This is a genomic window from Dyadobacter sp. 676, from assembly GCF_040448675.1.
GTDB lineage: Bacteria > Bacteroidota > Bacteroidia > Cytophagales > Spirosomataceae > Dyadobacter.
Window position 1 is genome coordinate 915,992 of sequence record NZ_CP159289.1, and the last position, 11,895, is coordinate 927,886.

The 11,895-nt window shown below is 52.2% G+C and carries 9 protein-coding genes; 5 read left to right on the forward strand and 4 right to left on the reverse strand.

Annotated features, from left to right (window positions below; translation table 11 throughout):
* The first annotated feature begins 481 nt into the window (after positions 1 to 481).
* From ABV298_RS04245 to ABV298_RS04265, 5 genes are all read left to right on the forward strand, one after another.
* On the forward strand, positions 482 to 1,057 hold the full coding sequence (locus ABV298_RS04245; RefSeq protein ID WP_353720945.1) for a gluconate 2-dehydrogenase subunit 3 family protein: 576 nt from the start codon (positions 482 to 484) through the stop codon (positions 1,055 to 1,057).
* 43 nt (positions 1,058 to 1,100) lie between these two features.
* A complete protein-coding gene (locus ABV298_RS04250; protein WP_353720946.1) occupies positions 1,101 to 2,822 on the forward strand; it encodes a GMC family oxidoreductase in 1,722 nt (573 codons plus the stop codon).
* A gap of 151 nt (positions 2,823 to 2,973) precedes the next feature.
* Positions 2,974 to 4,110 carry an MFS transporter gene (locus ABV298_RS04255; RefSeq protein WP_353720947.1) on the forward strand — a complete coding sequence of 379 codons (1,137 nt, stop codon included), beginning with the start codon at positions 2,974 to 2,976 and terminating at the stop codon, positions 4,108 to 4,110.
* 128 nt (positions 4,111 to 4,238) lie between these two features.
* Positions 4,239 to 5,915, forward strand: coding sequence for an alpha-amylase family protein (locus ABV298_RS04260; RefSeq protein ID WP_353720948.1), 1,677 nt, complete (start codon positions 4,239 to 4,241; stop codon positions 5,913 to 5,915).
* A 450-nt stretch (positions 5,916 to 6,365) separates the two neighbouring features.
* The gene (locus ABV298_RS04265; protein ID WP_353720949.1) at positions 6,366 to 6,782 is read left to right on the forward strand and encodes a hypothetical protein; all 417 of its coding nucleotides are present in this window, start codon (positions 6,366 to 6,368) and stop codon (positions 6,780 to 6,782) included.
* 22 nt (positions 6,783 to 6,804) lie between these two features.
* Here the strand turns inward: ABV298_RS04265 and ABV298_RS04270 are convergent, their stop codons facing one another.
* The 4 genes from ABV298_RS04270 to ABV298_RS04285 form a co-directional block, all read right to left on the reverse strand.
* Positions 6,805 to 8,235, reverse strand: a complete 1,431-nt coding sequence (locus ABV298_RS04270; RefSeq protein ID WP_353720950.1) for an SMP-30/gluconolactonase/LRE family protein — start codon at positions 8,233 to 8,235, stop codon at positions 6,805 to 6,807.
* 23 nt (positions 8,236 to 8,258) lie between these two features.
* On the reverse strand, positions 8,259 to 9,455 hold the full coding sequence (locus ABV298_RS04275; RefSeq protein WP_353720951.1) for a heparan-alpha-glucosaminide N-acetyltransferase domain-containing protein: 1,197 nt from the start codon (positions 9,453 to 9,455) through the stop codon (positions 8,259 to 8,261).
* Positions 9,456 to 9,600: 145 nt separating this feature from the next.
* Positions 9,601 to 10,503, reverse strand: coding sequence for an ROK family protein (locus ABV298_RS04280; protein ID WP_353723136.1), 903 nt, complete (start codon positions 10,501 to 10,503; stop codon positions 9,601 to 9,603).
* A gap of 138 nt (positions 10,504 to 10,641) precedes the next feature.
* Positions 10,642 to 11,895 (reverse strand): sugar MFS transporter, encoded by a 1,254-nt coding sequence (locus ABV298_RS04285; protein WP_353720952.1) that lies wholly within the window; start codon positions 11,893 to 11,895, stop codon positions 10,642 to 10,644.

Here is an 11,895-nt window from a genome sequence, read left to right on the forward strand (position 1 = left end):
GCGGCCGCCACCGGCCCGAATTATAGGATAAAATCTCCAAATACCCAATGAAAAAAGGCCGGAAGTCTCCGGCCTCTCTCGCTTCGATCACCAACAAGGAATCCGCCAGGCTCTCGCATTGCAGGCAATCTCGGCGATTCGTTTAGTCAGGTTATTATGCTTCGACAAATGGGGTTTCAGCTATGTCCAAAAAATATCTTCCCTGAACCTCAGGGAAGATATCCGCATTATTTACTCAACGTTCCTCTATTACTTAACCTTTAAACCGTTCAACAGCACTTAATCTGTTTTCCCAGCCGAGTTCAATAATATGTTTCAAATATCATGGATGGAACCGGTCCACCGGAAATCTGATGAGCAACTGGTATTTTTCGGTTAACAATCGGGAAAAACGCCCCTAAATGATGCCCGAATCTGCATTCTTATTATCTTTAAAAGATATTTTTTACCTATTTGGATTTCCTGACTTAATAACCTGACCATGAACCGTAGAGAAGCTGTTCAAAGAATAACCTTCCTGCTCGGCGGTGCGATTTCCGCCCCGCTTTTGGCCGGCATCAATGGCGAACGCCTGAATTTCGGCCCCTCCCTCGAAATATCCGATCAGCAGGAAGCGCTGCTTGCGGAAGTCGCCGATGTGATCATCCCTACCACCGGCACGCCGGGCGCCAAAGCCGCCGGTGCCGAGAAGTTTATTGTACGCGTCATGCGCGATTGCTATCCCATGGATGAGCAGAAAAAGTTTTACGATGGCCTGGCCAAGGTGAATGCGTTGGCCAAAGAAACCTATTCGAAAGAGTTTACCGCGCTGGACTCCGCGCAAAAGAACGACATCATCAAAAAGACCACCGTTTCCGACAAGCCTTTTTTCCTGCAAATGAAGGGACTGACCGTAACCGGCTATTTCACTTCCGAAATCGGCGCCACGCAAGCGCTTGATTACCTGCCGATCCCCGGCCGGTTCGAAGGCAGCTGGCCCATGCCGAAAGGACAAAAAAAGCTGGGCACTTTAACTGGAAAACATTCAATCGGGGCAGTAGCGGCTGGTAATGCATGACCTCCTGGCTATTCCCTGACAATCCCAAACTCTTGTAAGAAAAATGGCGAATCTTAATATCGACGCAAAAAAAGACATCACCTACGACGCCATCGTAATTGGCTCCGGAGTTTCCGGCGGCTGGGCGGCGAAAGAACTGACCGAAAAAGGCCTGAAAGTACTCATGCTCGAAAAGGGCAAGAACCTCGAACACGTTACGGGTTACGAAAATGCATTGAAAGCTCCGTGGGAGACCCAATATAATGGCCGCCTGACGGTCAAACAAAAGGAAACACACCCGTTCCTCTCGCGCGATTATCCGTACAACGAAATGACCGAAAAGTACTGGATGAACGATATGGACCAGCCTTATGAGGAAAAGAAACGTTTTGACTGGTTCCGCCCGAACATTGTCGGCGGGAAATCCATTATGTGGGGCCGGCAGTCGTACCGCTGGAGCGACCTGGATTTTGAAGCAAACCTGAAAGACGGCATTGCGGTCGACTGGCCGATCCGCTACAAAGACATTGCCCCGTGGTATTCCTATGTTGAAAAACACGTGGGTATCTCGGGCGAAAAGCTTGGCTTGCCGCAGTTGCCGGACAGCGACTTCATTGCGCCGATGGATATGTACCATGTTGAAAAGGAAGTACGCAAACGTCTCGAAAAAGAATTTCCGGGCCGGGTGATGACCATCGGACGTGTGGCCAACCTTTCGCAGCCCACGAAAATCCAGCTGGACGGTGGTCGCGGGCCCTGCCAATACCGCAACCGCTGCTCGTATGGCTGTCCTTACGGCGCGTATTTCAGCACCCAGTCATCGACCTTGCCGCCGGCGATGAAAACCGGGCGGCTGACGCTCCGCCCCGACTCGGTGGTGCGCGAGATTATTTACGACGGTAAAAAACAGGGCGGCCGCGCGACGGGCGTGCGCGTAGTAGACACGGTTACATTGCAGGAGCGCGAGTTTTTTGCCAATATCATCTTCGTGTGTGCGAGCGCAATCGCGTCCACCGCATTGCTGCTCAACTCCACCTCCGACCGCTTCCCGAACGGAATGGGTAACGACTCCGGCGAGCTGGGCCACAATTTGATGGACCACCACTTCCGCACCGGCGCAAGCGGTACCTGGGAAGGTGATCTCGATAAATATTACTTCGGTCGCCGCGCAAACGGTATTTATATCCCCCGCTACCGCAATATAGGATCCGACAAACGCGACTACCTGCGCGGCTTCGGCTACCAGGGTGGTGGCGGTCGTCAGGGATGGCAGCGTAACGTCGCCGAACTTGCGTTCGGTGCCGATTTCAAGGAAGAACTGACCACCCCTGGCAACTGGACCATGGGTTTCGGAGGTTTCGGCGAAACATTGCCCTACCACGAAAACCGCATGTACCTGAATAAGGATAAAAAAGACAAATTCGGAATTCCGGCGGTTGTATTCGACGCCGACCTCCGCGAAAACGAGAAGAAAATGCGCAAGGACATGATGAACGACGCGGCCGAAATGCTCGAAAAATCCGGCGTCAAAAACGTCCGCACTTACGACAATGGCTCTTACCTGGGTATGGCGATCCACGAAATGGGTACCGCCCGCATGGGTCGCGACCCTAAAACATCGGTGTTGAATGGAAACAACCAGATCCACGCCGTTAAAAACGTGTTTGTGACGGATGGCGCTTGTATGACGTCCGCATCGTGCGTGAACCCGTCGCTCACCTACATGGCGCTCACCGCGCGGGCCGTGGACTTTGCGGTCAAGGAATCGAAAAAGAAAAACATCTGATGGATCAGTAAAAGGGGCCAGGTCGTAACCTGGCCTTCTTTTTTGATGCAGCCGACAGAACAAAACACATGTGTTTCGCTGCAATATTTTGCGATATTTTGCAATATCATGAGAATTATTGCATTAATTTGCAAGCACAACATTTATCGTTATGGAAGAAAAACTAAGGATCAGCGCCGCACGGAAAGCCACTCTGTTAATATTTCTCGTATGTGGGATCGGCTTGTCGAGCTGGGCTCCGATGGTACCGTTTGCTAAAATCAGACTGGGGTTGAACGAAGCCGACCTGGGAGTGGTATTACTGGCGCTGGGAGCGGGCGCTATTCTCACAATGCCTGTAACCGGTTTGCTGATCAACAAATATGGCAGCCGCACGGTAGCGATCGTTTCGGCGCTTGTGATTGCGTCGCTTCTTCCCCTTTTATTGCTGGCGGGCTCGCCCTACCAGCTGGCAGCGGCATTGTTTGTTTTCGGCGCGGGCATTGGTTCGATAGATGTTTCGATGAATGCGCAGGCGGTGGTAGTGCAGGAGCGGCACGGGAGCCATATCATGTCGTCCTTTCATGGAATGTTCAGTCTCGGAGGCCTGATAGGCTCCATCGGGCTTGGCTTTCTGATCAAAACCGGACTTTCCCCGACTTATGCGGCGGTCGCTATTTCAGCATTATTGGTTTTGATAACCGTAACCCAGTCACGCTACCTGCTGCCGCATTCGGAGGAAACGAAAATGGACGGCACCAGCTTTGTTTTACCCAAGGGCCCCGTAGCGCTTCTGGGCATTATGTGTTTTATCCTTTTCCTCGCGGAAGGCTCCTTGCTGGACTGGAGTGCGGTTTTCCTCCAATTTTCCCGCGGTTTTGATCCATCGTTTTCGGGACTCGGCTATGCGGCGTTCTCGGTGGCAATGGCTGTGATGCGATTAACCGGCGATAATATCATTCACCGGCTGGGTCCTGCCAAAGTGGTTTTTTACGGCACATTGCTCGCCGGGGCCGGCTTCCTCATAGCGGTGCTGATTCCCTCGGCCATTGCCGCGCTGGCAGGCTTTGTGATGGTCGGACTGGGCGCCGCCAATGTTGTGCCCATATTTTTCACCGCCGCCGGGCGCATTCCGAACATCCCCCCTTCCATTGCGCTATCGGCCGTAACCATTCTCGGCTATTCAGGCCAGCTTGCGGGGCCGGCGTTAATCGGCGTCATTGCCGAAATGACTTCCCTGTCCTGGGCACTCGGGCTGGTCGGATTGCTCCTGTTCTTCGTCGCATTCGGTTACAGGCACCGCGAGTAGCATGCTTCGCCGGAAACAAATAGGAAGATCAGCCGAATATTGCTCCTGCCGGTATCATAAAATCAATCAATCCGGGCCCAGTAGATGAAATGTGGAAACGCCCTTTTCCACCAAACCACTACCCCGGCATGAAAAACCGCATTTTACTCCTTTACCTCCTTCTGAACGCAAGCTGCCTTCTGGCGCAAAACAAAACGGACCTTTGGTGGAAAAGAAACAATCTGAGGGTCATTCAAATGAACCTCCCGGCCTACGAAGCCGCGACCATCAATGCCGACTCGATCGTAGCCGATCTCGCTGCCTGCTCCGCGAACACACTGCTGATCAACGCAGGCGGCATTATGGCATTCTACCCTACCAGGTTGGATTTCCACTATCGCAACCCATTTTTGGAGGACAATAATGTACTCGCGGACGTCATCCGGAAGTGCCACGAAAAGGACATCAGGGTAATTGTCCGGTTCGATTTCAGTCGCGTACATGAAAGCATTTTCAAGGCCCATCCCGATTGGTGTTATATTTCACCAAAAGGCGAGCGCATAATCAATACGGATATGTATGTGGTATCTATCAATGCCCCCTACGTGCAGGAAAAGGCTTTCAAAATCGTCGAAGAGGTGATCGATATGTTCCCTATCGACGGTATTTTCCTCAATATGCCGGGCTACCAGGTCAACAACCCGTACGAAGGCAAATATCATGGCATCGACCAGAACGAGTATGACAAAAAACGTTTTGCCGAATTCAGCGGCGGGAAAGCATTGCCGGTGGAAGAGAACAAAGCCGACCCGCTTTTTCAGAAATACCTCGAGTTTAAAAAAGTAACGGTCGAAGACTGGTCGGAACGGTTGCATAAGCTGGTTAAAGCCAAAAACGAGCAGATTGCGATCTGTACCTATTCCGACAAGTTTGTGGACATCATCCGTCACGAGTCGCAGAGCATGACTACCCTGCCCTACTGGCCCTACACGGCGTCGGACAACGTCGGCAATGCCGTCAACTCCTTTCCCGACCACATTATCAGCAATGCAAGCATCCAGCAGATTTCCTTCCAGTCGCGGTACAATGCGGTGGAGCCGGAAGAAACGCGGATCAGGCTATACGAAAACATCGCCAATGGTTCCGGCCTGGATATGAGCATGATGGGCGACATGCGCGGGTATGAAGACGAGCGCAGCTACCCGGTTTTCAGAAAAGTGTACGGCTTTCACAAAAAGAATGAGGCCTATTTCGGCAAATACAAATCCGTGGCGAAGATCGCCGTCATCGCACCGGGCGCGTGGCCAAGCGGCGAACCGATGCAGGAATATCGCGGTATTCAGCTGATGCTCCGCGAGGCGCATATTCCGTTCGACATTGTGGAAGATAGCCAGATTGCCCACCTTGAACAAAAGGTGAAGGGCTACAAGCTGATCATCATGCCGGAGATCACTTACCTCCGTCCGGACGCTATCCGTATTCTGAAAGAAGCCAGTCGCCAGGGTACAAACCTCATTGCCACCAACCGGACGCTATTTGATAGTCCTGAAACCCTGGAATCGCTTTTTGGCGCTAAAATCGAGAAAAAGGACAACGACGGCGCCGGTAACTACCTCGTTCCCGACGACCGGAGCATTTTCAAAAGCTTCAAAGGCCAGCGAATGCTCTTCTGGAAGTTCAATTTGGGACTTTATGACTTTTCCGGTGCCGATCGGAAACTACTGCCCGTCCTGGCAAAAGGCCGCCCGGGCCCACCCGAGATCATAGGGGGGGCACGACCCCACCGGCTATTTTGCATTGGCTATCAAGAATCATCCGAACAGTAAGGCGGCATTATTTCCGGCCAATCTCGGCAAGATTTACTACATCCACGGCTACCAGGAGCACAAAAACCTTTTGCTGGATATGATCCGCCATTTGCTACCGGATACTGCACAAAACTTAGAGACAAACGCGCCCGCCCGGGTCGAAACCGTGTTGAAGGAATTCACCAAGAACTCTTATGAAAATCGGGCTAAAAACACCTCCGACGGCCAAATTCTGCATTTGATCAACCTCACCGGTTTCAGCGGAAACACCTATTTCGAACCGCTTCCCGTTCACGATCTGCGATTCACGATCGGCATGTCGAAAAAACCACAAAAAAGTATTTACATTGACAAACCGCAAGCCTCTGAACTTCACCTGGAAAGACGGCAAGATCCACGTCGCGCTCGATCGCCTGGGCGAGTTCGAAAGCATTGTGATGGAATGGTAAACTAAATCAAACGCTACCAATGAAACCCAGACTCATCTTACGCCTTGCCGTGCTGTGTATTCTCATTCATTTAATCGGCCACTTTTTCGGGCATTTTTCCTGGAAAGAAACGCCTGATCCCGCCAAACAGGAGGTGATCAGGCAAATGACCGGCCCCAAGTTCGAATTCATGGGCGTCATGCGCAGCATGGGCGATTATTTTGAAGGTTACGGCCTCATCCTTTTTGTCGTATACGGTATGTCGATAGCGCTGATTCTGTCTGCCGCAAGGTTCGCCGATAGTAACAACGATATTGCCCGCAAAGTACTCACACCTATCGGAATCGGCTATGTCGCCATGGGAATCATCGAATTCATCTATTTCTTTCCGTTTGCCGGCTCGATAAGCCTCGCTGCCGGTGCACTGGTGATTCTGGCCATCTTTCTGAACGGTTAGGTGCTTTCAAACGGTTAAATACTCATAACTTAGGAGCGTCCGGCTTGTTGGGCGCTTCTTCCGGATTTATTCCGCAGGTTTTTAGCCTGCGACCATAACTTTTACGATTGATTTCCACGTATAATACGTCAAAATTGCCTCCGCCAAAAGCAATCTTGGTTGCCTTGCCATCCGGCAACGGCAAAATGGCATTCACACGGCCGGTCTGATCGAGGATTTGTACACCGATATTCGTAGCTACGTAGATCCGGCCGTCGCGGTCGCAAACAATGCCGGTTGCCGCTGCTTTATTTTCAGCATCCGATACATGTAGCCAACCAAAGCGCTGCCTGTACGCTAGTTTCCTGTTCGGTTGGATCTGATAGGAATATACCCAATGCGAGGTCGAGTCAACCGTGTAAACCAATGTCCGGTCAGGCGAAAGGGCCGCGCTGGTGGCTTTGAGTGTTTTCAAAGAAATAGTGCTTGAAGGTGTCGGTTTACCAATAATTGGAAAAGCATCTTCCGCTTTTTTCCACCCTTCGCCGGGAATCAGCAATGCCGACAGAAGTGCATTCTGAGACTGTCCCTGTTTGACCGGTTCCGGCCAGTCTTTCCACAGATAACGCATCGCATCGGGGAACAACGACGTGCCCTGTTTGCCATTGTGGCCGCCTTCACCCCATTGATGCTTCACTTCATAGCCGGCGAAAGTGAGCGCGCGCAGCATGGTCTGGTTGGCCATCCACCAGTCGCCGGCGTAAATGTTAAGGTCATTGGCGCCATCTTGCATGTAAATGCGGATCGGCTTCGGCTCGACTTTCCGGATCAATGTCGGATAACGGTCGGCGCCCCGTAAACCCACATATGTGCCGATCGCGCTGAATACACGCGAGAATGCCTCCGGGCGCTCCCATGCTGCCGTAAATGCACAGACAGCCCCACTGCTGGACCCTCCTATTGCACGGTCGTTACCGTTTTTGGACAGGCGTATTGCCCGTCCGTCGCTCGTTTTTTGTCTTTCCACTTCGGGCAGGATTTCTTCCAGGATAAACCGCGCGTAGGCATCGCCCAGGCCGTCGTATTCGAAACTGCGGTTGAACCGGTCGTTGGCAGCATCGGGATTGGCCGCTTTTAAGCGTCCATGCATCACAAACACCCCGATCGTCACCGGCATTTCCTTTTGATGGATGAGGTTATCGAACACGGTAGGTGCCTTCCACTGGATACCGTCCTGGTTCACATACACGCATGCAGGCGCATCGGGCTTGTATTGCGCGGGCACATAAACCCAACACTCGCGCCAGGTGCCAGGGAAAATTCGGGATTTATCGAAAACGAATTTCAAAACTTCGCCCTTCGGAACGCCTGGATGTTCCTCCGATGCCGGGTCCACCGGGTAGTGCTCTTCCGGAACCTGGGCACCAGCGAAGAACGGAGCAATGAGGCAGAACAAGAACAGCAGCTGCTTCATATATGTTTTAAATTTAAAATGAATCACAAATAGCTTAGCCACCACGTCCGCTTGCGGGCTTTGTACTCGCCATACCATTTACAAGGTCCGTACATAGCAACGACTATCGTTATCCAGATCAGGTATGTCTGCCCCAACGGATAACCGAAATCGTTGGGTCTGAATTTGAAGAACAAGCTATCGTCCGTAGCCTGTTGCCAGGTATAGCCCGACAGAAATACAACCACCAGGGTCATCAGGTGGATGAGGTAAAAATGCGCGAGGAAAAAGAAGAACGGCACCCGGCCATAAACAGTACAAATGCGGCTGAATGCATTGTCTGTATGCTCGGTCAGGGCTAGCAAGATGAGAACCGGCCCCTGCGTCATGAAAATGAAACAAAGCGACGGCGGGTACTTGGTGACGTTCATGAAGGACATGAGCGTTTTGATGCCGCTATCCTGAGTCGACCAGGGCGCCGGATCGCCGTAGCCATTTATCAGCCTTATAACCACAAAAAGGATCGTCATCGCAAGGCCCGCCAGGACGAGTAACTTCCTGCGTTTTACCGGGTCAGCATTACGGTTGAACAGCATTCCCAATCCGTAACCCGACATCATAATACCTGCCCAGGGAAAGATCACATACAAAAAAATGACCGCACCGCCATCCGGTCGTGGAAGGAATGTACCCCTGCCGGTAAAGAATATGCGCAGCAATATATCGGCCGGGGTGTTTTCCTGTAACTTCACATAATCCAGCAGGTTATGCCCCAGCACCAACGCCAGCCCCAGGATCAGGACGGTTTTCGGCGAAGCGAAACGCACGGCAATTCCGAGCACGATCATCGCGCCGCCCAGGGCCCAGAATACGGCGAAAAAGAGCGTTTTATAAGTAATGTCAAACGTGAATGCGAAGGTCATAAACACGATTTCAACCAGAATGAGCCAAAAGCCGCGCTTGATCAGGAATACCGACTTCTCCGCCGGAGTTTTGTTGAGGCCGGACAAATAGGCCGACAGCCCCGAGAGCATCATAAAGCTGGGTGCGCAATAGTGCGTGATCCACCGCGTGAAAAACAACGCAGGCGTGGTAGTGGTCAGATCGGTAGGATCGCCGGTAGCGCCGGCAATGTGAAAGAAGTCGCGCACATGGTCGAGGGCCATGATGATGATGATCAGGCCACGGACGGTGTCGATGGACCGGATGCGGTTGATGAGGGTGCCGGTAGCGGTATACATGACTAATGGGTGTTGGAAAAGCTGACCTAAGAAGTCATATAAATTACTCATTTACTGCCGATTCTTTCAAATGAAAGGCAACAAAAAGTCCCGGTATCGTGCCAGCCGGGCTGCCGGATACCGGGACGTTGACGGTACGATCCCGCTACAACAGCGCCGCGCCGAAAACCCCGGCGCTGTCGCCGAGCCTGGGTTTGACGATAGGCGTCGTGACAATTCCTTTGTTGAAAATATACTTGCGGATACGCTCGTAACCGGCCGTATAAAGCAGGTCGATATTACCAACGCCACCACCTATTACGATCAGGTTCGGATCGATGACGTTGATCAGCGTGGAAATCGCACGGCCATAATATTCCAGCAGGCGTTCGATGGTAGCCCGGGCATGTTCGTCGTTGCCCCCGTGATATCTTTCAAGCACCGCTTTCAGGGGAGTTTTCTCTCCACTTAGTTTTTCATAATAACGTTCCAGCGCCGGGCCTGAGATCACCTGCTCCACGCAGCCGGCTTTTCCGCAATAGCAGGGCTCGCCGCCTTCTTCGAGGATATTATGTCCCCATTCGCCGCCGATACCATGGTGTCCGCCGATGATCTTGTTGTTCACTACAAGCCCGCCGCCGACACCCGTGCCCATAATCACCCCGAAAACAACTTCCGCCCCGTGGTAATCCTTACCTGCACCCATCAGTGCTTCGGCAAGCGCGAAACAGTTCGCGTCATTCGCGAGCTGGCAGGGAACGCCGAGGATCTTTTCCAGATCGGCCTTCAGCGGCATACCGTTGAGGCAGGTTGTATTGGAATTCTTCATCAGCTGCGAGTCCGGTTCGAGCACGCCAGGTGTTGCAAAGCCAATCTTGCGCGGCCGCTCACCTACCTGGTCGGCGACCATATCGATCAGTTTTTTGATCTGCGACAGAATATGGTCGTAGCCCTTCGCGGATTCCGTCGGTACGCGCATTCGTACCACTACTTCCAGATTCCTTTCGGGATCCAGCACCGCGCATTCTATTTTGGTCCCTCCCAAATCGATTCCCCAGAGTTTCATTATTTTGTTTTTGTTAATTAAATAAATGGGCTGTCGGCTTTCTGCAGTCGGCTTTCGGCTGCATATCGCCAAAAATCGACGGCGGCTTTTCAGTTATGTATAACTGAAAGCCGATTGCCGACGGCCGACAGCCGAAGTACTTCAGTGCGTTTTGTAAAACTTAAAACCAAACAAAAAGATCACCGTGTAGCAGATAATCGGCAGATAGTAAGCATGCGCCACATTACTTTCGGCCACGGCACCCATCAGGAACGGGAAGAATGCCCCTCCGGCTACGCCCATTGCGATGAAAGATGAGCCTTGCTGCGTGTGCGGGCCGAGATTTTTAAGGCCGAGGCTGAAAATGGTCGGGAACATGATGCTGAAAAAGAAGTTGAGCATCATCAGCGCGATAAACGAAGGCCAGCCCCAGGCCTGTGCTACGATCAGACACATGACAATGTTGCTGAATGCGAAAATGGCCAGCAAGGTATGCGGCGCGATAAAGCGCATCAGGAAAGTCCCCACGAAGCGTCCGGCCAGCATCAGTGCCATAAAACCGATCATATAATTGGCCGCCACCTCATCGGGGAAACCCATTTTTTCGTGTCCGTAGTTGATGAAAAATGCCCACGTCCCGCCCTGCGCCGCCACATTAAAGAACTGTGCAATCACCGCCCATACGAAATGGCGATGCTGGAATAAGGTCTTTCCGGGTTCCGAATCCACATTCACGGCTTCGGGATCAATATCCGCTGCGTGCGGGTCCGTCAACGCGGGCACCTTCACCAACGAAAAAGCCAGGGCAATCAGAGCAATGACGGAACCGATGGCGATATAGAGGTTCCTGACGGAAGTTAGGTCGGTACTGCCTTCCACATGGCCGCGGAACAGAAAAAAACTGCCGATTGCCGGTCCGAGAATGGCACCCAATGCATTGAACGCCTGTGCGAAGTTGATGCGCTGGTCGCTGGTACGCTGGTCGCCCAACGAAGCCACGAACGGGTGCGCAACGGTTTCCAGTGTTGCCAAACCGCATCCGAGGATAAAGAGCGCAATACCGAAGAAAGGGAATGAAGCGGTGCTCGCCGCTGGTACGAACAGGAACGCTCCCAATGCAAATAGCGACAATCCTAGCAATACACCTTTTTTATAGCCAAAACGCTTCATGAACAAACCCGCCGGGATACCCATGATAAAGTAAGCGCCGAAAATCGCGAACTGAACGAATGCGGATTGCGTCTTGCTCAGACTGAGTACCTTTTGAAAGTGCTTGTTGAGCACGTCGCCCATCGTAATAGCAATGCCCCATGCCATAAAAAGCGATGTAACGAAAACCAGTGTGACAAGGTATTTTTTATCAGTAAACTTGGGTGGGGACGTGTGGGCGATGCCGACAGACGATTGGTTGCTCAT

Excerpts from the sequence above, each read along its gene's own strand:
- ABV298_RS04260 (WP_353720948.1), top strand. The coding sequence starts at position 4,239 with ATGAAAAACCGCATTTTACTCCTTTACCTCCTTCTGAACGCAAGCTGC.
- ABV298_RS04255 (WP_353720947.1), top strand. The coding sequence starts at position 2,974 with ATGGAAGAAAAACTAAGGATCAGCGCCGCACGGAAAGCCACTCTGTTA.
- ABV298_RS04250 (WP_353720946.1), top strand. The coding sequence starts at position 1,101 with ATGGCGAATCTTAATATCGACGCAAAAAAAGACATCACCTACGACGCC.
- ABV298_RS04245 (WP_353720945.1), top strand. The coding sequence starts at position 482 with ATGAACCGTAGAGAAGCTGTTCAAAGAATAACCTTCCTGCTCGGCGGT.
- ABV298_RS04265 (WP_353720949.1), top strand. The coding sequence starts at position 6,366 with ATGAAACCCAGACTCATCTTACGCCTTGCCGTGCTGTGTATTCTCATT.
- ABV298_RS04285 (WP_353720952.1), bottom strand. The coding sequence starts at position 11,895 with ATGAGCAACCAATCGTCTGTCGGCATCGCCCACACGTCCCCACCCAAG.
- ABV298_RS04270 (WP_353720950.1), bottom strand. The coding sequence starts at position 8,235 with ATGAAGCAGCTGCTGTTCTTGTTCTGCCTCATTGCTCCGTTCTTCGCT.
- ABV298_RS04275 (WP_353720951.1), bottom strand. The coding sequence starts at position 9,455 with ATGTATACCGCTACCGGCACCCTCATCAACCGCATCCGGTCCATCGAC.